Source organism: Micromonospora sp. NPDC005171, from assembly GCF_040608575.1.
Classification (GTDB): Bacteria; Actinomycetota; Actinomycetes; order Mycobacteriales; family Micromonosporaceae; genus Micromonospora.
Genome location: NZ_JBEXIM010000004.1, coordinates 163178 through 186513, shown reverse-complemented (window position 1 = coordinate 186513; position 23336 = coordinate 163178). Strand labels below are relative to the sequence as shown.

The 23336-nt window shown below is 72.2% G+C and carries 20 protein-coding genes; 11 read left to right on the top strand and 9 right to left on the bottom strand.

Annotation, left to right across the window (positions count from 1 at the left end):
* Nucleotides 1–2 precede the first annotated feature (2 nt).
* A complete protein-coding gene (locus ABZU74_RS09150; protein ID WP_355420165.1) occupies nt 3–668 on the bottom strand; it encodes a TrkA family potassium uptake protein in 666 nt (221 codons plus the stop codon).
* A gap of 163 nt (nt 669–831) precedes the next feature.
* Between ABZU74_RS09150 and ABZU74_RS09145 the strand changes: the two genes are divergently transcribed.
* Together ABZU74_RS09145 and ABZU74_RS09140 are read left to right on the top strand one after the other, a co-directional pair.
* Nucleotides 832–2913 carry an APC family permease gene (locus tag ABZU74_RS09145; RefSeq protein ID WP_355420162.1) on the top strand — a complete coding sequence of 694 codons (2082 nt, stop codon included), beginning with the start codon at nt 832–834 and terminating at the stop codon, nt 2911–2913.
* 94 nt (nt 2914–3007) lie between these two features.
* Complete coding sequence (locus tag ABZU74_RS09140; protein ID WP_355420530.1) at nt 3008–4210, top strand: TRAM domain-containing protein; 1203 nt, start codon at nt 3008–3010, stop codon at nt 4208–4210.
* Here the strand turns inward: ABZU74_RS09140 and ABZU74_RS09135 are convergent.
* The 4 genes from ABZU74_RS09135 to ABZU74_RS09120 form a co-directional block, all read right to left on the bottom strand.
* Nucleotides 4203–4331, bottom strand: coding sequence for a hypothetical protein (locus ABZU74_RS09135; RefSeq protein ID WP_355420160.1), 129 nt, complete (start codon nt 4329–4331; stop codon nt 4203–4205). The genes ABZU74_RS09140 and ABZU74_RS09135 overlap by 8 nt on opposite strands.
* 33 nt (nt 4332–4364) lie before the next feature.
* The gene (locus tag ABZU74_RS09130; RefSeq protein WP_355420157.1) at nt 4365–5114 is read right to left on the bottom strand and encodes a glucose 1-dehydrogenase; all 750 of its coding nucleotides are present in this window, start codon (nt 5112–5114) and stop codon (nt 4365–4367) included.
* Nucleotides 5115–5155: 41 nt separating this feature from the next.
* Nucleotides 5156–5428, bottom strand: coding sequence for a hypothetical protein (locus ABZU74_RS09125; RefSeq protein ID WP_355420154.1), 273 nt, complete (start codon nt 5426–5428; stop codon nt 5156–5158).
* Between the two features lie 251 nt (nt 5429–5679).
* Complete coding sequence (locus ABZU74_RS09120) at nt 5680–6150, bottom strand: MarR family transcriptional regulator (RefSeq protein WP_355420151.1); 471 nt, start codon at nt 6148–6150, stop codon at nt 5680–5682.
* Nucleotides 6151–6353: 203 nt separating this feature from the next.
* Between ABZU74_RS09120 and dxs the strand changes: the two genes are divergently transcribed.
* Nucleotides 6354–8300 (top strand): 1-deoxy-D-xylulose-5-phosphate synthase, encoded by a 1947-nt coding sequence (gene dxs, locus ABZU74_RS09115; RefSeq protein ID WP_355420148.1) that lies wholly within the window; start codon nt 6354–6356, stop codon nt 8298–8300.
* Between the two features lie 82 nt (nt 8301–8382).
* Here the strand turns inward: dxs and ABZU74_RS09110 are convergent, their stop codons facing one another.
* Nucleotides 8383–9549, bottom strand: coding sequence for a hypothetical protein (locus ABZU74_RS09110; protein WP_355420527.1), 1167 nt, complete (start codon nt 9547–9549; stop codon nt 8383–8385).
* A gap of 296 nt (nt 9550–9845) precedes the next feature.
* Between ABZU74_RS09110 and ABZU74_RS09105 the strand changes: the two genes are divergently transcribed.
* Entirely contained in the window at nt 9846–11729 is a 1884-nt protein-coding gene (locus ABZU74_RS09105; protein ID WP_355420524.1) for a hypothetical protein, read from the top strand.
* A complete protein-coding gene (locus tag ABZU74_RS09100) occupies nt 11729–13525 on the top strand; it encodes a hypothetical protein (RefSeq protein WP_355420145.1) in 1797 nt (598 codons plus the stop codon). The genes ABZU74_RS09105 and ABZU74_RS09100 overlap by 1 nt, the downstream gene beginning before the upstream one ends.
* Here the strand turns inward: ABZU74_RS09100 and ABZU74_RS09095 are convergent.
* A complete protein-coding gene (locus ABZU74_RS09095) occupies nt 13522–15411 on the bottom strand; it encodes a hypothetical protein (protein WP_355420521.1) in 1890 nt (629 codons plus the stop codon). The genes ABZU74_RS09100 and ABZU74_RS09095 overlap by 4 nt on opposite strands.
* A 109-nt stretch (nt 15412–15520) precedes the next feature.
* Between ABZU74_RS09095 and ABZU74_RS09090 the strand changes: the two genes are divergently transcribed.
* The gene (locus ABZU74_RS09090) at nt 15521–16819 is read left to right on the top strand and encodes a PQQ-binding-like beta-propeller repeat protein (RefSeq protein WP_355420142.1); all 1299 of its coding nucleotides are present in this window, start codon (nt 15521–15523) and stop codon (nt 16817–16819) included.
* Nucleotides 16816–18099: a PQQ-binding-like beta-propeller repeat protein gene (locus ABZU74_RS09085; protein WP_355420139.1), complete on the top strand. Its 1284-nt coding sequence runs from the start codon at nt 16816–16818 to the stop codon at nt 18097–18099. Before ABZU74_RS09090 ends, ABZU74_RS09085 begins: the two co-directional genes overlap by 4 nt.
* Here the strand turns inward: ABZU74_RS09085 and ABZU74_RS09080 are convergent, their stop codons facing one another.
* A complete protein-coding gene (locus tag ABZU74_RS09080) occupies nt 18100–19248 on the bottom strand; it encodes a peptidase C39 family protein (protein WP_355420136.1) in 1149 nt (382 codons plus the stop codon).
* 142 nt (nt 19249–19390) lie between these two features.
* Here ABZU74_RS09080 and ABZU74_RS09075 point away from each other — a divergent pair, with 142 nt between their 5' ends.
* The 4 genes from ABZU74_RS09075 to ABZU74_RS09060 all read left to right on the top strand — a co-directional run bounded on the left by ABZU74_RS09075 (nt 19391) and on the right by ABZU74_RS09060 (nt 22277).
* Complete coding sequence (locus ABZU74_RS09075) at nt 19391–20059, top strand: response regulator transcription factor (protein WP_355420133.1); 669 nt, start codon at nt 19391–19393, stop codon at nt 20057–20059.
* A gap of 55 nt (nt 20060–20114) precedes the next feature.
* A complete protein-coding gene (locus ABZU74_RS09070) occupies nt 20115–21290 on the top strand; it encodes a HAMP domain-containing sensor histidine kinase (RefSeq protein ID WP_355420130.1) in 1176 nt (391 codons plus the stop codon).
* A 160-nt stretch (nt 21291–21450) separates the two neighbouring features.
* On the top strand, nt 21451–21861 hold the full coding sequence (locus ABZU74_RS09065; RefSeq protein WP_355420127.1) for a VOC family protein: 411 nt from the start codon (nt 21451–21453) through the stop codon (nt 21859–21861).
* Nucleotides 21858–22277 (top strand): VOC family protein, encoded by a 420-nt coding sequence (locus ABZU74_RS09060; RefSeq protein WP_355420124.1) that lies wholly within the window; start codon nt 21858–21860, stop codon nt 22275–22277. The genes ABZU74_RS09065 and ABZU74_RS09060 overlap by 4 nt, the downstream gene beginning before the upstream one ends.
* A 64-nt stretch (nt 22278–22341) precedes the next feature.
* On the opposite strand, the gene ABZU74_RS09055 is transcribed toward ABZU74_RS09060, so the two are convergent.
* Nucleotides 22342–23265, bottom strand: coding sequence for a hypothetical protein (locus ABZU74_RS09055; RefSeq protein ID WP_355420121.1), 924 nt, complete (start codon nt 23263–23265; stop codon nt 22342–22344).
* Nucleotides 23266–23336 lie beyond the last annotated feature (71 nt).

The following is a 23336-nucleotide window of genomic DNA, read 5'->3' as shown; positions in this document are numbered from 1 at the left end:
GCTCAGTGCCCTCCTTCCGGCGGCGTCGCCGCCACCGACGTGACCGTCGCCACGATGTCATCGCTGACCAGCATGAACACCTGGTCGCCCTCCTGCAGGACTGTGGAGCCGGTGGGCAGCGTGCCGATGCCGAAGCGGATCAGGTAGGCCACCCGCGCCCCGGTCGCGTCCTCCAGCGCCCGCACCGGTCGGCCGATCCAGTCCTTGTGTACGGGCACCTCGACGATCGACACCGTGCTCGTGGGGTCGCGGAAGATCTCCACGTTGCCCTCCGGCACCAGGTGTCGCAGCATCCGGTCCGCCGTCCACCGCACGGTCGCCACTGTGGGGATGCCCAGCCGCTCGTAGACCTGCGCCCGGCGCTGGTCGTAGATGCGCGCGGCGACCCGGGACACGCCGAACGTCTCGCGGGCCAGCCGGGCCGAGATGATGTTGGAGTTGTCGCCGCTCGACACGGCCGCGAAAGCGTCAGCGCGCTCGATGCCGGCCTGCCGGAGCACTTCGCCGTCGAAACCGGCCCCGGTCACCGTGATCCCGGCGAAGTCGGGGCCGAGCCGGCGGAAGGCGTCGGCGTCCTGGTCGATCACCGCCACCGAGTGCCCTCGGGACTCCAGGCTGTGGGCGAGGGTCGAGCCGACCCGACCACATCCCATGATCACGACGTGCACGCTGTCCCTCCCAAGGTGCGTACCACTCCCACTGCCGGTGGCCTTCGAGTGCGAGCCTGCCACGTCCCGGTCGCGAGCGGGGACCGACCGTACCCCGCCGTCGCGAGCAGCGGTGATCGCCCACCCCCGCGCTCCCGCAGAGGTGGTCGTACTCTTGGCGTTCGTGGCCAGTCCCACCTCGCTGCTGAAGCGGCTTCTGCTCGGTCGACCGTTCCGGTCCGACCGGCTCCAGCACACCCTCCTGCCGAAGCGCATCGCGCTGCCCGTGTTCGCCTCCGACGCCCTGTCCAGCGTCGCGTACGCGCCTGACGAGATCCTGCTGACCCTCTCCATCGCCGGTGCCTCCGCGTACGTCTTCTCGCCGTGGATCGCGCTGGCCGTGGTCGTGGTCATGCTCACCGTGGTGGCGAGCTACCGGCAGAACGTGCACGCCTACCCGTCCGGTGGCGGCGACTACGAGGTGGCCACTGTCAACCTGGGGCCGAAGTTCGGCGTCGGGGTGGCCAGCGCGTTGCTGGTCGACTACGTGCTCACTGTGGCGGTGTCGGTCTCCTCCGGGGTGGCCAACCTGGGGTCCGTGGTGCCGTTCGTGGCCACCCACAAGGTCCTGATCGCGGTGAGCGCGGTGGTCCTGCTGAGCGCTGTCAACCTGCGTGGGCTGCGCGAGTCGGGCACGGCGTTCGCCATCCCCACCTACGGGTTCGTGATCGTGATGGGCGGGATGCTGCTCACCGGGCTGTTCCGGGTCTTCGTCATGGGTGACCAGCTCCGCGCGCCGAGCGCCGACCTGGTGATCCAGGCCGAGCACAGCGTGACCGGTTTCGCGCTCATCTTCCTGCTGCTGCGCACGTTCAGCTCGGGCGCCGCCGCGCTCACCGGCGTCGAGGCGATCTCCAACGGCGTGCCGGCGTTCAAGGCGCCGAAGAGCCGCAACGCGGCCACCACCCTGCTGCTGCTCGGCAGCATCTCGGTGAGCATGCTGGTCGGGATCATTTGGCTGTCCCGACTGACCCACCTGCAGTTCGTCGAGGATCCGAGCCTGCAGATCGTCTCCGGCCCCGAGGGGTACGTGCAGAAGACGGTCACCACCCAGCTCGGGGAGACGGTCTTCGGTTCCGGGTCGATCCTGCTCTACGTGGTGGCCGGGATGACCGCCCTGATCCTCTTCCTGGCCGCGAACACCGCGTTCAACGGCTTCCCGGTGCTCGGCTCGATCCTCGCCCAGGACCGCTACCTGCCCCGCCAGTTCCACACCCGGGGTGACCGGCTGGCGTTCTCCAACGGCATCGTCTTCCTCGCCCTCTTCGCGATCGTGCTGATCGTCGGCTTCCAGGCCGAGGTGACCCGACTCATCCAGCTCTACATCGTCGGGGTCTTCGTCTCGTTCACCGTCTCCCAGGCCGGCATGATCCGGCACTGGAACCGGCACCTGCGCACCGAGCGGGACCCGGAAGCGCGCCGCCGGATGTACCGGTCACGGGCCATCAACACGTTCGGCGCGGGCCTGACCGGCGCGGTGCTGGTGATCGTCCTGATCACCAAGTTCCTGCTCGGCGCCTGGATCGCGATCGCCGCGATGGCGGTGATCTACGTGCTGATGCTGGCGATCCGCCGGCACTACGACCGGATCGCCGTCGAGCTGACCCCGCCGGACGAGGGCCGGGCCGTGCTGCCCGCCCGCAACCACGCGATCGTGCTGGTCAGCAAACTGCACCAGCCGACGCTGCGGGCCATCGCCTACGCCCGCGCCACCCGGCCGGACACGCTCACCGCGGTGACCGTCAACGTGGACGAGAAGGACACCCGGGACCTGCAGGCCGACTGGGAGCGCCGGGAGATGGCCATCCCCCTCACCGTGATCGACTCGCCGTACCGGGAGATCACCCGGCCGATCCTGGACTTCGTCGCCTCCACCCGCCGCAAGTCGCCCCGGGACGTGGTCACCGTGTTCATCCCGGAGTACGTGGTCGGCCGTTGGTGGGAGAACCTGCTGCACAACCAGAGCGCGCTGCGCCTCAAGGGCCGGCTGCTCTTCGAACCGGGGGTGATGGTGGTCAGCGTGCCGTGGCAGCTCGCGTCGACAGCGAGCAAGAACCTGGACCGGCTGGACGCCACACTGTCCCGGACCCCGGCGCGGGGGCCACGGAGCACCGTGCCGCCGCTGGTCGCCGCCCCGCCGGCGGCCCCAGCGCCCGGCGAGGGTGGGCCCGAGAGCAGCGGAACGACGGGGAACAGCCGTGACTGAGTCGGGCGGTCAGCGGACCGCTTCACCCCGGACGCCGTCGGCGTCGGCCTCGTCGGCGTTCGAGCGGGGCCCGGCCGAGGCGGACCGGGTCGAGCTGACCGTCGACGCCGTCGCCCCCGGGGGGCACTGTGTGGCGCGGGTGGACGGGCAGGTGGTCTTCGTCCGGCACGCGCTGCCCGGTGAACGGGTCATCGCCGAGGTCACCGAGGTGCACCGGGGGTTCGTCCGGGCCGACGCGGTGACCGTGCTGGAGCCCTCACCGGACCGGGTCGAGCCGCCCTGCCCGTACGCGAAGCCGGGTGCCTGCGGTGGCTGCGACCTTCAGCACGTCGCCCCGGCCGCGCAGCTGGCCTGGAAGACCGCCGTGGTCCGCGAGCAGTTGGTCCGCCTCGGGGGGCTGACCGACGTCGAGCTGGACCGGCTCGGCGTCGCCGTCGAGGCGCTGCCCGGTGGGCTGCTCGGCTGGCGCTCCCGGGTCCGCTACGCGGTCGACGCCGCGGACCGGGCCGGCCTGCTCAAGCACCGCTCGCACGAGGTGGTGCCGATCGACCGCTGCCGGATCGCCCACCCGGCCATCCAGCAGCTGCCGGTGCTGACCCCCAGCGGTGCGCGCTGGCCGGCCGCCGAGGCGGTGGAGACCGTCGCCAGCACCGGCGGGGACGTGACCGTCACGGAGATCCGTGACGGGGTGCCCACCCCGGTCAGTGGCCCGACCGAGGTCCGCGAGGTCGCCGCCGGACGGGACTGGGCACTGCCGGCGTCCGCGTTCTGGCAGGTGCACCCGGCCGCTGCGGACGCCCTCTCCGCGGCGGTGCTGGAGTTGCTGGACCCGCAGCCGGGTGAGGTCGCCTGGGACCTCTACGGCGGCGCTGGGCTGTTCGCCGCCGGGCTGGCCGCACGGGTCGGCGCGACCGGGCGGGTGACCCTTGTCGAAGCGGCGGCGCAAGGTGTCGCCGCCGCCCGGGAGAACCTCGCCGACCTACCCAAGGTGGAGGTGGTGTCGGCCCGGGTGGAGACCGCGCTGGCCCGCCGACGGATCACCGGCCCGGTCGACGTGGTGGTGCTCGACCCGCCGCGCTCCGGGGCGGGCGCCCCGGTGGTGCGCGCGCTGGTCGCCGCCGGCCCGCGGGCGGTCGCGTACGTGGCCTGTGACCCGGCCGCCTTCGCCCGGGACGTGCGGACCTTCGCCGACCTCGGTTGGCGGCTGGCGTCGCTGCGCGGGTTCGACCTGTTCCCGATGACGCAGCACGTCGAGCAGGTCGGGCTGCTGGTCCCCGAGTCGCAGACCATCAGCTGACAGCGCTCCGCGAGCGTCGACGACTCGGGATCGGGTCGTCGACGATCGCTGTGGGCGTGCGCCGGCCGGCCCGGCGGGACGGCGGCGGCACCATGGCGTCGGCGGTGTGTTCAGCGCTCACCCCCCGACGCTCGGGGGTGGCCGACTCCGCCGCCTACTGGGGTAGGCCCTGGTAGTCGGCCTGGCCGGCGGCCTGCCCGCCGTCGGCGGCCACTTCGCTGCCGGTGACGAACTGCGCGTCGTCGCTGGCGAAAAAGAGCACCGCACGGGCGATGTCGTCGGGTTCCCCGACACGCCCCAGCGCGACATTTCGGGTGTCGAAGGTGACTCCCTTCGTCATCGGGGTGTTGGTCTGACCGGGGTGAACCGCGTTCACCCGGATCCCGTACGCGCCCAACTCCAGGGCGGTGGTCTTCGTGAGACCGCGCACGGCCCACTTGGACACGACGTACCCGGACATCTGGGGGACTCCCATAAGGGCGCCCACGGAGCCGATGTTGACGATCGAGCCGCCACCGGCCCGCTTCATCGCCGGGGTCACGGCCTGGATGCCGTTGAAGACGCCGATGAGGTTCACGTCCAGCGTGCGCTGCAGCCGCGCCACGTCCCACTGCTCCAACGGAGCGGGATCGGCGATGCCTGCGTTGTTGACGAGGATGTCGACGCTGCCGAACCGCTGCTCCGTCCTGTGAACGAGGTCGGTCCACTGCTGCGGGAAGCGGACGTCGAGCTTCTCGACGACTGCCGTCGGCCCGAGTTCGGCGGCGAGGGCCTCGGCCTCGGCGACGTTCACGTCGGCGATGACCACGTTGGCGCCCTCGGCGACGAGCCGGCGTACGGTGGCGGCACCCATTCCCATCGCGCCGCCGGTGACCACTGCCGTCTTTCCTGCTACTCGCCCCATGGCGAGTCCTCCTGTCTCTCGCACCCGAGATGCGGGTGGTCTCATTCGGTGAAGTCGGTGCCCCGGCTGACGGACTCCCAGGCGGCCCGCTCGTCCTGCGTCTGCTGCGCGGCGGCGTTGAGACGGTCCAGGGTCTCGTTGCCCAGCGGCAGCCGCAGAGGCGTGTTCCTTGCCTGCCTGAGGGCAGCGGCGACCTTGCGCACCCGCACCTCGGCCCCTGTGGCCTCGGCTGCGGTGGCCGTCGTCCGGGGGATCTGCGTGCCGGTGCTGGTCGAGGAGTGGTGGACCGGTGCGAGCTTGGCGGCGTTGGACATGTGACCGCTCTTCTTCCCGTTGGGTGGTTTGCGGCTCCGGCCGTGGGGCCGTGATCGAACGGTAGCCAGCAAAGGGTGACGCGTCACCTATTAATGTCAGGTGACACATCACCGAATCAGGTGGTTGCTCAAACCCCGGTTCCCGACGGTCGCGCCAGGTTGTCTCCTCGGGTGAGCGCGGGAGTGGGGCAATGCGTCAACAATCAGGACGACGGCACGGGTGATGGGTCACCGAAGTGAGGGGCAGGCCCTCATTCCTCGAAGGGGTCGTCCTTGAGGTTGTCCAGCACCGACTCGGACACCACGGCCAGGGTGTCGAGCTGCCGAGGGCTCAGCACGTCGAGGAAAACCTCCCGTACGTACCGCAGGTGCAGGGGAGTCGCCCGGTCGATCACCGTGCGCCCTTCCCCGGTGAGCGTGATGTAGGTCCCCCGAGCATCATCGTCGGAGCTGCGGCGCTCCAGCAGGCCCCGGCGGATCATGCGGGATATCTGGTGGGTGAGGCGCGTCTTCTCCCACCGTAGGACCTCCCGCAGCTCGAATACCCGCATCGATCCCTCCCGATGGAGCCGCAGACTGCTCAGAACGGCGAAATCCGCGAGAGAGATCCCCGCGTCGCGGAGCAACTGGCGGTTCATGTGCCGCCGGACGTCCTCCTGCATGGTCAGGAAGCCGAACCAGGCGCGCCGCTCGCGATCGTTCAGCCGTTCAGGCTCAGTCACCCTTCAACGCTACGGCAGGACGGTGGGCCGTCCTCGCTCCGGCGCGGCGAGGGGGCGCGGGCGCCCGAGGTGCTCGGCTCGTGGACCCCGCTCGGGCGCCGGGTGTCTGACCAGCTGCTCAGTCCTCACCCGGTGACCGCAGCGGGGTGCGGGTGGCTCGGGCCGGGCTGCGGAGTGCCGGGCGGCCGATAGACTCTCCGGTCATGAGCGTTGAAGAGGACACGGCCAACCACGGCCGGCTGCTGGGGACGGTTCGCGGTCCGCAGGACGTCAAGCGGATGTCGAGCGAGGAACTGGACGTCCTCGCCGCCGAGATCCGGGACTTCCTGATCGCCAAGGTCTCCCGCACCGGCGGGCACGTCGGACCCAACCTCGGTGTGGTCGAGCTGACGCTCGCCATGCATCGCGTCTTCGATTCCCCCCGGGACCGGCTCCTGTTCGACACCGGCCACCAGGCGTACGTACACAAGATCATTACCGGGCGTCAGGCCGGCTTCGACAAGCTCCGCCAGCGCGGTGGCCTCTCCGGCTACCCCAGCCAGGCGGAGAGCGAGCACGACCTCATCGAGAACTCGCACGCTTCCACCGCGCTGTCCTACGCCGACGGCCTCGCCAAGGCGTACGCCCTCCGGGGCGAGGCGCGCAGCGTCGTGGCAGTGGTCGGCGACGGCGCGCTCACCGGCGGCATGTGCTGGGAGGCGCTGAACAACATCGCCACCGCCGGCAACTCGCTGGTCATCGTGGTCAACGACAACGGCCGGTCGTACTCGCCCACCATCGGCGGCCTGGCCGACCACCTCTCCTCGCTGCGCCTCAACCCGGGCTACGAGAAGGTCCTCGACACCGTCAAGGACGCCCTCGGCTCCACCCCGCTGGTTGGCAAGCCCATGTACGAGGTGCTGCACGCCGTCAAGAAGGGCATCAAGGACGCGGTCGCCCCGCAGGCCATGTTCGAGGACCTCGGCATCAAGTACGTGGGCCCGGTGGACGGGCACGACGTGGCGGCGGTCGAGGCGGCGCTGCGCGCGGCGAAGAACTTCGGCGGCCCGGTCATCGTGCACGCGGTCACCCGCAAGGGCTACGGCTACCGTCCCGCCGAGGAGGACGAGGCGGACTGCCTGCACGGTCCCGGCGGCGCCTTCGACGTGGAGACCGGCGCCCTGCTGGCCGCCCCGGCGGTGAAGTGGACGCACGTCTTCGCCGACGAGCTGCTCGCCGTCGCCGACGAGCGCCCGGACGTGGTGGGCATCACCGCCGCGATGGCCGAGCCGACAGGCATCGCCAAGCTGGCCCGCAAGTACCCCGAGCGGGTGTACGACGTGGGCATCGCCGAGCAGCACGCGGCCACCTCGGCGGCCGGTCTGGCGCTCGGCGGCCTGCACCCGGTGGTCGCGGTCTACGCCACCTTCCTCAACCGCGCCTTCGACCAGGTCCTGCTGGACGTGGCGATGCACAAGCTGCCGGTGACCTTCGTGCTGGACCGGGCGGGCATCACCGGCCCGGACGGGCCGAGCCACTACGGCATCTGGGACATGTCGGTCTTCGGGGTGGTACCGGGGCTGCGGATCGCCGCTCCCCGGGACGCCGCCACCCTGCGGGAGGAGCTGCGCGAGGCAGTGGCCGTCGACGACGGACCGACAGTGGTGCGGTTCCCGACCGGTGCGGTCGCCGCGGACCTGCCGGCGCTGCGCCGGGTCGGCCCGGTCGACGTGCTGGCCGAGTCCGCCCGTACCGACGTGCTGCTCGTCGCGGTCGGCTCCTTCGGCCAGATGGGCATGGAGGTGGCCGCCCGGGTCGCCGAGCAGGGCTACGGGGTCACCGTCGTCGACCCCCGCTGGGTGCGCCCGGTCCCGGCGGAGCTGGTCGACCTGGCCGCCCGCCACCGGCTCGTGGTCAGCGTCGAGGACGGCGTCCGGGTCGGCGGGGTGGGCGACGCGCTCGCCCAGGCGATGCGCGACGCCGACGTCCGGGTGCCGCTCAAGGACCTGGGCGTGCCGGCCGACTGGCACCCGCACGGCACCCGCGCGCAGATCCTCGCCGACCTGGGCCTGACCGCCCAGGACGTGGCGCGCAACGTCACCGGCTGGATCTCCGGCCTGGACGCCACCCCGGACCGCCTCACCCCCAGCGACGCGGCCGCACAGAACTGACGAGAACGAACGACGGCGGGCGTCCCTCGGGACGCCCGCCGTCGTGTATCCATCCCAACGCTGTCGCCCCGCTGCCCGGGGGCTAGCGGGGGGAGATTGAGCGGTAGTGGGTCTTGTCGGTGTTGGCGAGGCTGTAGGTCTGGGAGCGGGACGGGTTGGGGACGACCACCAGGCCGGGGCGCTCCACCAGCAGGGGAGTGCCCGGTGGGACGGACAGGGAGCTGTCCCGGGTGGCCCGCCAGCTCAGCACCACCAGCGGCTGACCGGGCACCGGCAGTTGGTACGCCTGCAACGGGGTGGCCCGGTCGGCGGGTGAGACCACCGGCGCGCTCCCGTCGGCCGGTCGATAGATGACCGCGGTCATCGCGCCGGCATCGGTGTCCCAGCTGAGCTGCTGCAACTCGGCCGGCTCCCCGCCGCCGAGAGCGACTGCGCCGAGCGAACGCACGGTGAGCTTCGCCATCGGCCAGGAGGTCGGCACCGAGCGTGGGGCGTCCCGGTCCCCGATCCGGCGCGGGATGCTGCCGAACGGGCCCCGATCGCCGGCCAGCACGCAGGTGTCCAGGCCGGTGAGCGCCCGCCGGCCCGTGCCGGACTCGTCGCGGACCAGCGGATAGCGCGGATCGGTGGTGCCGGTACCCAGGTCGAGTAGCCGGTCGGCGGCCCGCCCACGGGGCAGCGACTCCGTGGTTCGCAGGGTGGCGGTCACCCCGACGGCCGTGCAGGACGGCACGTCGACAGGTGCGCTGAGGCCGTCCGCGACGGCCAACGTCCGGTCCTGTGGCCCGAGGAGGGTCTGCACCCGGGCCGAGACCAGGTAGCGCCGGCCGCGGGCCGTCTGCACCGGCAGCACGTCGGAGTAGACGAGGTAACCCGGGTCGGTGTATTCGGTGGCGCGGGTCACCGCGTACCGGTCGCCCTCGCGCGTCAGTTGCAGCAGCCAGGACGCGCTCTCGCCGGGCACGTCGGCGGCCACCAGCGCCATCGGGGTGCCGTCGACCCGACCGGAGAAGAGGATGCCGGACGAGGGCAGGTGCGCGCGGTCGTCGGCCGGCGACCGCCAGCCGCGGACCGCCGCGGTGACCGCCGCCGTCGCCCTGGCGTCCCCGGAGAGGTCGCCGCGGGGCGGCCACACGGCGAGGGTGCCGTCCAGGCTGTCGTACCCGACCCGCAGGTCCTGCGGCTTCCGCTCAGCTACCGGACCGCACGCTGTGCTGGCCAGCAGCGCGCTCAGCAGGACGGGAAGCACCCTGCCGTACCGACGGCCTGGAGTCACCTGGCCCGCCCCCGATCGCCTCGCCGTCGCTGTCGGAAAGCGCCATAGTACGAGATGTCCGGTGCGCCGCCTCAGTTGGCCGGCGCCCGACGTACCACAATGGACGCCACCGGGGGTTTAGGGCGTTTTGGTTGCTCCGGTAGACTCCGCCGACTGTGACGCCTGCCGAGTCCCGCGCCCTGCCCGCGCCGCACACGGAGGCGGCAGTCGATTCCGCCGAGCTGGTGAGCTACCGCACACCGGCCGGCCTCTTCGCCGGCCCGCCCGCGCTGACCGCCCCCACCACGAAACCAGCCGAGCCCGAGGTGCCGGCCGAGAGCGTGGCGCCGGCCGAGCCCGCAGCGCCGGTCGAGCCCGCAGCGCCGGCCGAGCCCGTGGCGTCGACGGAGAGCGCGGTGCCGGCGCGGTGGCGTCGGTGGACCCGGCGTCGGCAGCACCTGGCGGTGGGCGGGCTGTTCCTGCTCGCCGCGCTCTGGGTGACCAGCCGGATCTGGTTGGACCCGTCCGGCCGGGTGGCCTCGCTCTACACCGGCGACCCGGCCCAGGTGCAGTTCTTCCTCGCTCACTCGGTACGCGTGGTGCTGCACGGCGAATACCCGTTCTACACCGAGCAGTTCAACTACCCGGACGGCGTCAACCTGATGGCCAACACGGCCGTGCTGGCGCTGGGCATCCCGATGGTTCCGGTGACGTTGCTCTTCGGGCCGGCGGTCTCCTTCGTGGTGCTGGTCACGCTGGGTCTCGCCGGCACCGCCATGGCCTGGTACCTCATGCTCTCCCGCCACCTGGTGCGTACCCCGCTCGCGGCGGCGGTCGGCGGCTGGTTCTGCGGGTTCTCGCCCGCGATGCTCTCGCACGCCAGTTGGCATCCGAACATCATCAGCCAGTTCCTGCTGCCGTTCATCGTGTGGCGGGTGCTGGTGCTCACCCGGTCCGGAAAACCGGTTCGGGACGGGGCTCTGCTCGCCCTGCTGGTCACCGCGCAGGCGTTCATCAACGAGGAGATCCTGCTCTTCACGGCGCTGGCCTGCGGTGTCTTCCTGCTGGCGGTGCTCGCTCAGGAGCCGGCCCGGTGGCGGGCGGCGTGGCGGCCCCTGGGCGTCGGCGTGTTGACCTGCGCGCTGCTGGCCGGGGCGTTGCTGGCGTACCCGCTCTACGTGCAGTTCGCCGGGCCGATGGCCTACCACGGGCTCAGCGACGCGGTGCGGGACTACGGCAACGACATCGCCGCCTTCTTCGCGCCCGGCTCGCCCACCCTCGGCGGCAACCAGCGCGCCAACATCAATCTGGCGCCGAACTACTCCGAGGAGAACGCCTTCTTCGGTTGGAGCCTGTCGATGCTGGCCATCGGCATCGTGGTCTGGCTGCGCCGGGAGTTGATCGTTCGGGCGCTCGCGGTGACCGGCGTGTTCTTCGCGGTGCTCTCCCTTGGCGAGCGGGTCTCCTGGTGGGACCGCGAGCTGGTCACCGGGCCGTGGCAGTGGTTGGTCCACCTGCCGCTGCTGGACGCGGTGGTGCCGACCCGGTTCGGGCTGATCACGAGCGTGGTGATCGGTCTGCTGCTGGCGCTCGCCGTCGAGCGGGCCTGGGCGCTATGCCCGGCCGACCGCCGTACCGTCCGCGTGCTCACCGCCGCGGGCCTGGCCTTCGCGCTGCTGCCGATCGCACCGATGCCGCTGCGGATGGTCTCCCGGCCGCCGGTGCCGGACTTCATCACGGCGGACCGCTGGCGGGCGTACGTCGGGCCGGACCAGACGTTGGTGCCGATTCCGGTGCCCAGCATGGGCAACACGCACGGCATGCGCTGGGCGGCGGCCACCAACCTCGACTTCAAGATCCCCGGCGGTTACTTCCTCGCGCCCCGTAACGGCAACACCGGTGACGCGGGCCGGTTCGGCGGCCGTCCCAGCGGGGTGGGTCAGATGCTGGAGGAGGTGGCGACCACCGGCCGTACGCCCAAGTTGGACGACCGGCAGCGTCGGCGTTTCACCGACGAGCTGCGGCACTGGCGGGCGGCGATCCTGGTGTTGCCGGTGCGGCAGCAGAACGCCGAGCCGCTGCGACGTACGGTCGAGGAACTGGTCGGCCCGGGCCGCCAGGAGTTGGATGTCTGGGTCTGGGACGTCCGAGCGCTCAGCGACCGCTCGGTCTGATGACCACCGGGACGACGTCCCCGAACACCTCGTCCCCGGCGACGGTCGGCGCCTCCCGTCCGGCCTGGCTGCGGGACGCGCTGGTGGTGGCCGGCTATCTGGGCCTCGCCGTCATGGTGACCAGCGGCCAGTGGGGCCGCCCGTGGCGGCTGTTCCACCAGGCGGGTGACCAGATCCTCTTCGAGTGGATGTTGGCCCATGCGGCCCATGCCGTGGTCGAGGGGGAGAACCCGCTCTTCAGCACCGGGTTGAACGCGCCCGACGGGGTCAACCTGATGGCGAACACCTCGGTGCTCGGCCTGGGTGTCCCGCTGACCCCGGTCACAGTGCTCTTCGGCTCACAGGTGGCGTTCTGTGTGGCGGTCGTCTGCTGCCTCGCCGGGACCGCCGTCGCCTGGTACGTGCTGCTGCGCCGCCGGCTGGTCGGCACCCGGGCCGCGGCCGCGGTGGGTGGGCTGATCTGTGGTTTCGCCCCGGGCATGATCGCTCAGGCGGGCGCCCATCTGCACATCGCCGCCCAGTTCCTGGTACCCGCGATCCTCGGCCTGGTGTTTCGGCCCGCCTCGGACGCGACGCGGCACGACGTGTGGCGGCCCGGCGTCGGCCTGGGACTGCTGCTCGTCTGGCAGGTCTTCATCGGCGAGGAGGTGCTGGTCTTCCTGGTGCTCGCGGCCGGGGTCTTCGCGCTGGGTTACGGGCTCGCCGACCGGGTGGCCGCGCGGCGGCTCGCGCCGGCCCTGTTCGGCCGGCTCGCGGTGGCTGCCGGCGTGGCGGCGGTGCCGCTGGCGTACCCGCTGTGGTTCCAGTTCCACGGCCCGCAGCACTACTCCGGGATGGCGTTCGCCACCCAGGGTTTCCAACTGGACGTCGCCTCGTTCACCGCGTCGGCCCGGCAGACCGTGCTGGGCGACGACTGGCTGCCGGGGCTGCTCTCGCCGAACCCGACCGAGGAGAACTCGTTCTTCGGCCCGGGTCTGCTGGTGCTCGCCGTGGTGATCGTGATCTGGCAGTGGCGACGACCGTTGGTCCGGGCACTGGCCGCGTGTGGCGTGGTCTTCGCCCTGCTCTCGCTCGGCGCCGAGCTGCGGGTGGACGGCGAAGTTACCGGGATCCCGGGACCGTACCGGCTGGTCGGCGGGGTGCCGCTGCTCGATCTCGCGGTGCCGGCGCGGTTCGCGCTGATCTGCGTACCGGTGCTGGGTGTGCTGGTGGCGCTGTCGGTGGACCGGGTCCGGGCCGTGCGCGGGCCGAACGTGGCGGCTGGTCCACCGGTGCGGTTGCTGTGGGCCGGCGCGGTCGCCGCCGCGTTGCTGCCCCTGATTCCCACGCCGATCCGCGTGGTGCCGGTCGCACCGGTGCCGGCGTTCATCGCTGCCGGCGGCTGGCGTCCGCTGGTGCCGCCCGGTCGGACGGTGGTCGCGGTGCCGCCGGTCACCGGTGCCGCGCGTAGCCCGGTGATGCTCTGGTCGGCCCGCACCGGTCGGGGGTTCGCGGCGCCGGGCGGGTACTTCATCGGCCCCAGCGGCCCGGTCGATCCGGCGGCCCGCTGGGGCGCGCCGGACCGTCCCACGTCGGTGCTGCTCCGGCAGGTGGCCGAGACCGGCGCGGTGCCGGTGCTCACCGACGCCGACCGCAGCCGGGCCGTCGAGGACCTGCGGCACTGGCGGGCCGCGGTGGTCGTACTCGGTCAGCTGGAGCACGGTGACCCGGTCCGCCGTACCGTCGACGACCTGCTCGGCCCGGGCCGACCGGTCGACGGCGGATGGTTGTGGGACGTTCGGGACCGGGTCGACTAACCCACCAGGGCGCGGACGTCCCAGACCCAGACGTCGTCGACCCGCTGCGGCGGCCCGAGCAGGGCGGTGACCAGTTCGCGGAGCACCGCCTCGCGCGGGTGCGCCCCGAGCACCACCACCGACGCCCGCCAGAACCGCAGGTCCTCGACGGCCTGGCGGCGGTTCTCGTCGGTCAGCGCCGGGACCGCGCCTTTGTCCATGGTGGAGTAGATGAGGGAGCTGGTCGGTCGGTTCGGCGCGCCGAAGACCCCCTCACCCAGCTCGTTCGGCCCGATGAAGTAGCCGCCCGGCACTGGGAACTCCTGCCCGGTCAGCGCATTCCAGCGCAGCGTCGGCAGGCCGTGCACGTTGCTCGGGATCGGCACCGGCACCAGGGTTCGACCCGCCGGCACGTACGGCCGCCAGCCGCCAGCGGTGATGAAGTGCGGCGGCGGGTCGATCTGCTGGGCGGGCAGCGGCCGGGGGAAGAGCGGCAGCACGGCGAGGGCCACCGCCGCGTACCCCACCGGGCGCAGCCACCGACGGCGCGCCGCGACCGGCGCGGCCGGGGTCCGCTCGTCGGACGTCGCCGGGGTCGCTTCGCCCACGCGCTGGGCCGGCACCCGCGGCCGGTCGGCCACCGGGCGCCCCTGGCGGTACGCGGCGTCCCAGGTCAACGCGAGCAGGACGCCCACCGCGGCGGCGACCACAAGCGTCAACCGGGTCGGCATCATCATCTCGACCAACGGCAGGTCGTCCGACACGTACGACCACGGGCCGCGAATACCGGTCTCCTCGCCGTTGAAGCGCACCCACGGCCCGATCGCGGCCACGCTGAACACCACGATGAGCACCGCGACGATCCGGGTGGCCAGCGAGCGGCGTACGAGCAGCACCAGAGCCACCACCGAGAGCAGCACCAGCGGCCAACCGAACCAGGTGTTCTGCTCGGTCAGGCCGATCGTCTTCTCCACGGCCGGGTCACCGGCCCAGGTGTCCCGGGCGAAGGTCACGAAGGCGACCAGGTCCTCGCCCCAGTTGTGGAACACGCCGCCCTGCAGACCCCGGTAGGACTGCGGCCCGTTGAACTGGAACCAGATCGGGTACGCGGTCAGCACCAGGGCCAGCCCGCCGGCGACGCCGAGCCCGGCCAGGAAGGTGCCGGCGGCGGCCCGGGTGGCCCGTGGCCGCTGCACGGCGTACGCCAGCACGATGACCAGGCAGGCCAGCGCGGTGAGCAGCAACATCTCCTCGTTGATGAAGATCTGGTACGCCACCAGCGCACCCAGCACCAGCCCGTTGCGTCGCCACCGCCCCGGCTCACCCAGGCTCAGCACCCGCACCACGATCAGCGGGAGCAGGAAGTTGGACACGAAGTTCGGCTGGCCGTTGGCGTGGTGGATGATTCCCGGCGCGAAGCCGAGGAACGCGCCGCCGACGAACGCCGCCGCCCGGGAGCGCACCAGGTGGCGGGAGAGCATCCAGTACCCGGTGCCGGCGGTGGCCGCCAGCGCCGCGCCCAGGTAGAGCGCGTACATCACCTGGGGGCCGAGCAGCATGGTCAGCGGGGCCAGCGGCAGGGTCACCCCGAGCAGCGAGGTGTTGGCCATCATGTTCACCCCGTCCGGGGCGTTCTGACGGGCCGTGAACAGCGGGTTCTCCAGGTGCCGCACCGAGTACTCGCCGTGCGCGAACAGCCACTCGAACCAGCTGTGGTCGGTGGGCAGGTGCGAGGAGACCCGGCCGTTGACGTCACCCCAGTAGTTGAGGCAGACGAAGACGCCCAGCAGCACATAGGCTCCGAGGGCCAACAAATCGGCTCGGGCCGGGCGGCGTCGAGGCCGCCGTGTCGACTCGGCCTCGGCCGGGTCGGCGTCGGTAACGGAATTCAGCGAAGGGTCTACCACCGGCACAGCCACGACGCGCCATCGTACAGGCGAGGTTCCGTCGCTTTTGCCGGCCCGGTGCGCTGACGGTCGGTTTGCCGGACGGTGACCTGTCGGCCAGCCTTACCTGGTGACGGAAGGACGGTCGTTGTCGATCATCGAGCTGGGTGAGATCCGGGACGAGCCCGCGTCGGCGCCTCCGGCTCGCCGCCCGCGCGCCGCCGGTCGCCCGTTGCGCAGCGCGGCGGTGCTGGTGCTCAGCCTGGTGGTGCTGGCCGGCGCCACGCCGCCACCGCAGCGAACGGTGAGCGTGGTGCCGGCGTCGCGGATGGCCACGGCATACCTGGCCGGGGACGGCGTCTTCGTGGTCGATCCGCCGACACCCGACGGGGCCCGGTACCTCACCGCGTACGCCCAGCCCTCATCGACCGGCGACGGTGTGCGGCGACGGTGGCAGGCGTCACTGGCCCGCACCGGTGACTACCTCGACGTCCGGGTCGAACGGCGGTTGGTGTTGGCGATGGCGGTCAACGCACCGAACCGGGTGTTCCAGACCACCGCCTTCGACGGCGCGACGGGCCGGCAACGCTGGCAGCATCCGGGGGCCCTGCAATCGACCGCCGGCGGCGGCCTGCTGTTGACCGACGTCCGCGAGGACGGGGCGGGCGCGATGAGCGGGGTCGAGCCCGACACCGGCCGGCTGCTGTGGTCGGTGCCGCTCCCGAGGCCCGCCAACCCCGCCTACCATTTCAATTCCGAGGGCACGGTCGACCGGTTCGTGCTCCTGCAACCGACCGGCGAGGTGCAGGTGCACGACGCCGGCACCGGCCACCTGCTGCGCAGCGTCGACACGCTGCCCGGTGACCGGTCGGCGTACCAGCGGGTGCACATCGTCGACGACCTGCTGCTGCTCGTCCCGCCCGGCAGCACCCGGCTGGTGAGCTTCGGGCTGGCCGAGTTGGAGCCACTGTGGACGGCCGAGGTGACGCTGGTGTCGCATGTGCTCGGCTGCGGTGGTCTGCTCTGCGCGGTGCCGCAGACCGGGGGCCTCCAGGTGCTCGACCCGGCCACCGGCGCGGTGCGCTGGTCGGAACCGGGCCAGGACAGCCTGGCCGACGTCCGGTACAGCCGGTTGCTGATGGCCAGGCCCGGCCGGGGATACACGGTGCGGGACGCGGCGACCGGACAGGTACGCATCGAGCTGGGTGCGTGGAGCCTGCTGCCGGTGCTCCGACCGGACGATCCGCTGGTCGGTGTGCGGCGGAGCGACGGCGGTCGGACGGTAGTCGCCGAGCTCGATCTGGTGGCCGGCCGATCGCGGATCGTCGACGTGCTGCCGGGCATCGCCGGCAGCTGTCAGGCGTCCCTGCCGGTGCTGCTCTGCCAGCGCCTCGACGGCACGACAGCGCTGTGGCGGTTGACGCGGTGAGCGGCTCGGTGATCGACCTCGGCGAGCTGCGGTACGACCCGGATCCGGAGCCGATGCCCCGCCCACCCCGCGCCCACGGTCGCCCCCTGCGCTGCGCGCTGGTCCTGCTGCTCGCGCTGGTCACGCTCGCCGCCGCCGCCGTGTCGCCACCCCGGCGGGCCCCGGTGATGCTTCCCGCCCGGCTCGGGTCTGACGTCATGGTCGACGGTGACCTCCTTCTGCTGATGGAGCCGAGCGACACCTCGACGCGGCAGGCGCGGCTGTCCGCGTACCGGCTGCCCGGTGGCGAGCCGGTCTGGCAGGCGCCGCTGCCGGCAGAGGCACGGTACTGGGGGATGACTTCGCTGGCCGGGGTGCTGCTGGCCACCGGCTACGAGATCGGCCCGGAGGGTCGGGACACACTCACCGTCGCACTGGACCGGGCGACCGGGGCGTACCGGTGGCAGCAGCCGGGCACCGTCTCCAAGCTGACCGACGGCAACCTGCTGCTGCGCAGTGGCGGCGAGGCCCTACCGTCCAGTCTGCGCGCGGTCGATCCGTGCTGCGGCACGGTGCGCTGGCAGCTCTCCGGCATCAGCGCCGACGTCACTGTGCGGGGCACCGAGCTCGGGGTGGACCGGGTGGTGCTCAACCAGTTGGACGGGCCGGTCGAGGTACGCGATGCGATCACCGGCGCGGTGCTGGCCCGCGCCGACCTGCGCCCGCCCGACGGTGGACCGATCGGACTGGACCTGACGAAGGACCTGCTGCTGGCCATCGACAGGGGCTCGGGCACGGTCACCGCGTACGGGCTGGACCAGCTTGCCCCCCGCTGGACCCGCGCCAGGCTCCACGTCGACTTCACGCTGGACTGTGGTCCGGTCCTGTGTGTGCGCACCGGCAACAACGAACTGCAGGCGCTCGACCCGGCAACCGGCGAGGTGCGCTGGCGCAGCACCCAGTGGGGGTGGGCCTGGCCGACCGGCGGCCGGCTGATGGCCAACCTCAGCGGTGTCGGTCCGTTGGAGCAGTACATCGTGCTCGATGCGCTGACCGGCCGGCAGCTGGCCGACCTGGGCCGGTGGGAGCTTTTCCAACTCGGTGTCGGCGGCCGGCTGGTCGGCATCCGCCGGCACCCCGACGGAGGGGTGCTCGTCGGCGAGTTGGACATCGCCGCCGCGAAGGTGCGCATCGTGGACGTGCTGCCCGATGCCACCGGGGACTGTCAGGCGATCACCGGTTACCTGATGTGCAGTGCGACCACGGCCGGCTCGTACCAGCTCTGGAAACTGGCCGACTGATCACCAGTTGGCCTGGGCGGGTGGCGGGGGCAGCGGCACCGACGCGGGCCGCAGCACGTACGCCACGCCGCCGCTGCCGCGCTGCCAGACCGCCTCGAAACCCCGCCGGGGCACGGTACGACGGACCGTGCCGTCGTCCGGGGCGTACGGGTCGTTGAGCACCGGGTCGCCGTCGGCGGTGAAGCCGACAAGCACCATCAGGTGCCCTCCGGTGTCGTACCCGAGCCCTGGCACCTCGTCGGCCCGGAACGCGGCGGAGACGATCAGAGGGATGCCGGCGGCGACGAACGCCTCCGCCTCCACCAGCGACCGCAGTCGGGTGACGAACGCGTCCACCCCGTGCAGACCGGCGTACGCGGTGTTGAACGACCAGTTGCCGGCCCCGGCGTACGCGTGGTCGTAGCAGTGCCGGGCGGCGTGCACCACCACCGGACGCGGGCCGGACGGCTCCACCCAGGCGTAGCGGTCCGGCGTCGGCTCGGCGTCCCAGTAGGCGAGCACCATCGAGGTGCAGGTGGGGCTGCACCAGGAGTCGCCACCACCACCCCACTGCGGGTACTGGCCGGCGTGCAGCCGCTGCGAGTAGCGGGGCACGTCCAGCACCCGGCCCCAGGCGGCGGACGAGGCAGGCTGGTCGTACCCGTGGTCGGCGGTCGCGGGCCCGGTGGCGACCGCGCCGATGCTGCGCAGCACCGGGCCGGTGGGGTCGTCGGCGGGCCGGCACAAGGTCACCCGCGCCTGCCAACCGGTGACGGTAGCTCCGGTCACGATCAGGGTGTCGGTGTCGACCCGGGCGGCACTGTCGCGCTGCCCGGGCAGCGAGGTGCGTCGTACCGTGCGGTCGTCGGCGGCCCAGCGGGCCAGCCGGTACCAGTCGGTGCTGGGCGCGTCGTCGTGCCAGCCGCGCAGGTCGACCTCGACCCAGCAGCCGTCCGGGGTGTCCGCCGTCCAGGACGGCACCACCTCGGCGACCGCGAAGCCGACCGGTACCGGCGGCGACGTCCAGGTGCCCCGCGAGACGCCCCCGTCGAGGGCGAGCCCTCCGCCGCTGGCGCGCAGGCCGTCGCCGCTGCCGCTGGTCGTGTCGGCCGGCAGGTGGAAACCCCGGTAGGCGATGTCCCGCCGGGTGGTTGGTGCCGTAGTGGTCATTCCAGGTCCGTCCGTCGTTCGGTGCCGCCGGCCAGCATCGCGTACGCCGCGGTGGCCCGCAACGCCGGCCGGCGCGGACGGCGAGGGACGATGGTTGCCGGCCGGCACTAGGTTGTCGGTGGTCAGCAGCGAGGAGGCCGGGATGCGGGTACTGGTGGTCGAGGACGAGCGCAACCTCGCCGACGCGATCGCGCGCGGGTTGCGCAAGCGGGGGATGGCCGTCGACGTGGCGTACGACGGCGACGCCGGCCACGAGGCGGCCTTCATCACCCGGTACGACGTGGTGGTGCTCGACCGCGACCTGCCCGGCGTGCACGGCGACCAGATCTGCGCCGACCTGGCGGCCTCGGGCGCGTTGACCCGGGTGCTGATGCTGACCGCCAGCGGCACCGTGGCCGACCGGGTGGAGGGGTTGCAGCTCGGCGCGGACGACTACCTGCCCAAACCGTTCGCCTTCGACGAGTTGGTCGCCCGGGTGCAGGCGCTGGGCCGGCGGGCCACCCCGGCCGCGCCGCCGGTGCTCGAACTGGCCGACCTGGTGCTCGACCCGGCCCGCCGGGTGGCCACCCGCGCCGGTGTGCCGGTGGACCTCACCAACAAGGAGTTCGGGGTGCTCTGCGAACTGCTCAAGGCGCGGGGAGCGGTGGTCTCCAGTGAGGAACTGCTGGAACGGGTCTGGGACGCGAACACCGACCCGTTCACCACAATCGTCCGGGTCACCGTGATGACGCTGCGCAAGAAGCTCGGCGACCCGCCGCTGATCGAGACGGTGGTCGGCGCGGGCTACCGCACCGCCGAGGTTGTGCTGTGAGCGCGAGGAGTGAGCCGGGTTCGCGAGGCCCGCAGGCGCGAACCGAGGTCGCACGGTGAGCCGCCGGTTGCGGCCCACCCTGCGGTTGCGGCTGACACTGCTCAACGGCGTGCTGCTGATCGGCGCGGGGGCGATCCTGGTGGTGCTGGCCTGGCTGCTGGTCCGCGACGCGTTGCGACCCACCGACGAGTTGGTGCCCGGCACGATCGTGTTGCTCTCCGACGGCCGGGAGATGGACGCCGCCGAGTGGCAGCGGCAGCTGGTCGATGCCGCCTCCGGGGAGCTGCTGGCCAAGGGCCTGGTCGCGCTGTTGGCGATCAGCGTGGTCGGGGTGGCCGGCGCGTACGCGGTGGCCGGCCGGGCGCTGCGCCCACTGCACCAGGTCACCGCGACCGCGCAGCGGCTCGGCGAGGCGACCCTGGACCAGCGGATCGGTTACTCGGGCGCCGACGACGAGGTGGCCGAGCTGGCCAAGACGTTCGACGCCATGCTGGACCGGATCGCGTCCGCGTTCGAGGCGCAGAAACGTTTCGTGGCGAACGCCTCGCACGAGCTGCGTACCCCGCTCGCCGTGATGCGCACCGAAATCGACGTGACGCTCAGCGACGACGACGCGGACGCCGCCGAGTACCGACGGATGGCGACGGTGGTCCGCGACGCCTCCGAGCGGGCCAACGGCCTGGTGGACGCGCTGCTGGTGCTGGCCCGCAGTGAGGCGCAGGCCGGGAGGCAGCTGGGCCGGCGTACCGAGTGTGATCTGGCCGCGGGCACTGCCAACGCGCTGTCGGCGATGCGCCGCGAGGTGGAACGGATCGGCCTGCGGGTGCAGACGTCGCTGGAGTCCGCGCCGGTCGTCGGCGACCCGGGGCTGCTCGACCGGCTGGCCGGTAACCTGATCGAGAACGCGGTCCGCTACAACCACCTGCACGGCCGGCTCTGGGTGCGTACCGGCACCGACGGAGACCGCTCCTGGCTGGTGGTCGGCAACACCGGGTTCGAGGTGGACCAGGCTGACGTGCCGGGGCTGTTCGAGCCGTTCCGGCGCGGCGGACGCGAACGCACCGGTGCTCGCGGCTCCGGCCTGGGGCTGTCCATCGTCCGGGCGGTCTGCACGGCGCACGGCGGCACCGTACGGGTGATCGCGCAGTCGGGTGGTGGTCTCGAGGTGACAGTCACCCTCCCGTCGGCGGACGCCCCGACGGTGAACGGTTCGGTGCCGGCGACCGGTTGAGCGGGGTTGCACGCGGTTCTCCGGAACTGGCAAGATCACTGGGTCAGCTTGCGATCGAAGGGGGGTGCGTCGATGTCCACCATTCCTGGCTCCGCGCCCCGGGTTCTCGTCGGCTGACCCCCGGAGGCGGAGCGTCCCATCCGACCCGGAGGGAACACCCGTGTATCCACGGATCCGCAACATCAGCTTCGACTGTCACGACACGTACGCCCTGGCCGGCTTCTGGGCCGCCGTCCTCGGGTACGCCCGGCACTCCGAAGACGTCCCGGGCGACCCGGAGGCGGCCCTCCTGCCGCCGGACGACGCCGCCCCGAACCTGTTCTTCCAAGAGGTGCCGGAAGACAAGGTGACCAAGAACCGACTGCACATCTGCCTGGAGCCGGCCGACCGGACCAGGGATGAGGAGGTCGAACGGGTGCTCGGTCTCGGAGCCACAATGGTCGCCGACCGACGGAACGCCGACGGCACGGGTTGGGCGGTGCTCGCCGACCCGGAGGCGAACGAGTTCTGCGTGGTACGCAGAGCCGGGGAGCGTGTCGCCACCACCACTCCCGTAAAGGACCAGCTGTGAGTTCGATCATCCATAACATCAGCATCGACTGTTCCGACACGTACGCGCTCGCCGGTTTCTGGGCGCAGGTCTTCGACTGCCCCCGGCAGCCCGACGACTTCCCCGGCGACCCGGAGGCGATGCTCCTGCCGCCGGGCGGCCCGGAGGTGTTGTTCATCGCGGTGCCCGAGGGCAAGACGGTGAAGAACCGGCTGCACCTTGACCTGCAACCCGCCGACCGGACCCGGGCCGAGGAGGTCGAGCGACTGCTCGGCATCGGCGCGACGCTCGTCGCGGACCATGTCAGCCCGACCGGCGGGGGTTGGGTGGTGCTGGCGGACCCGGAGGGCAACGAGTTCTGCGTGCTCGGCAACGCCGCCGAGCGGGCGGCCGCGGCGGCCGCGCGGGCCGCGGCAGCGGTTGCCGAGCCGGCCTGACCCCAGCCGTACGAGACGGGGCCCCGGTCACCCGAGGGTGGCCGGGGCCCCGATGTCGTGCGGGTCAGGACTGCTGCTCGACCTGGCCCCGGATCGTGGTGAACTCGGCCTTCGCCTGGTCGGCGGACTTGAAGTACATCACCACCATGCCCAGGCTGCCCCGGTCGGCCCAGACGCAGATGCCCAGCGGCACGGACTCGGCCTTGCCGTCGCCGCAGCGCGCCTCACCGCCGAGCGGGCCGGCGTCGACGGCCGTCATCTCGTCCACTGTCAGCTGCTTGGACAGCCCGTTCACGTAGGCGTCGAGCTCCTTCTTCGGGTCCGCCAGCAGACCGGACACGCCCGCGATCATGACGAGGTCCTGCTTGGTCGGGTCGCCGTAGAAGGCAGCGATCGTGCTGGTCTCGTTCGGCGCCGCCGACTTCATCCCGCTGACCGCCTGGTCGGCGGCAGCCTGGAGTTCCGGGTTGGTGAGCTTCGGCCGGCCGGCGAGGGTGGCCGGTGCGACCACCCGGGTCTTGCCGGCGTCCACCACGGCGCCCACGTCGTCCTTGACGACCAACCAGGTGATCGCTGCGCCGCCGACGCAGAGCACCAGCACCACGGCCAACACGATCAGCACGATCTTGCCGACGTTCGACTTCTTCGCCGGGGGTGGGCCGCCGGCCAGGTTCGGGTCACCGTACGGCTGGCCCGGCTGCGCCGGCGGGAAGCCCGGCTGCGCGGGTGGGAAGCCCGGCTGCGCGGGTGGGAAGCCCGGCTGCGCGGGTGGGAAGCCCGGCTGCGCGGGTGGGAAGCCCGGCTGTGCGGGTGGGAAGCCCGGCTGCGCGGGTGGGAAGCCCGGCTGTGCGGGTGGGAAGCCACCGGGCTGCTGCGGCTGCCCCTGCTGCTGTGGCGGCGGCCAACCGCCAGGCTGCTGGCCAGGCTGCTGCGACGGGTCGGGGGAATCGTGCGGCGGGCCGTAGGGATTGGCCGGCGGCTGGGACATCAGTCAGCTCCAAGATGGGGTGCAAAACGCGTGATCTTAACCCGGCGCGGAGTTCGCCGTTGCCCCTGCGG

Coding starts and splice junctions, on each gene's coding strand:
- ABZU74_RS09130 (WP_355420157.1), bottom strand. CDS start 5,114: ATGGGGCGAGTAGCAGGAAAGACGGCAGTGGTCACCGGCGGCGCGATG.
- ABZU74_RS09125 (WP_355420154.1), bottom strand. CDS start 5,428: ATGTCCAACGCCGCCAAGCTCGCACCGGTCCACCACTCCTCGACCAGC.
- ABZU74_RS09055 (WP_355420121.1), bottom strand. CDS start 23,265: ATGTCCCAGCCGCCGGCCAATCCCTACGGCCCGCCGCACGATTCCCCC.
- ABZU74_RS09080 (WP_355420136.1), bottom strand. CDS start 19,248: ATGACCACTACGGCACCAACCACCCGGCGGGACATCGCCTACCGGGGT.
- dxs (WP_355420148.1), top strand. CDS start 6,354: ATGAGCGTTGAAGAGGACACGGCCAACCACGGCCGGCTGCTGGGGACG.
- ABZU74_RS09100 (WP_355420145.1), top strand. CDS start 11,729: ATGACCACCGGGACGACGTCCCCGAACACCTCGTCCCCGGCGACGGTC.
- ABZU74_RS09075 (WP_355420133.1), top strand. CDS start 19,391: ATGCGGGTACTGGTGGTCGAGGACGAGCGCAACCTCGCCGACGCGATC.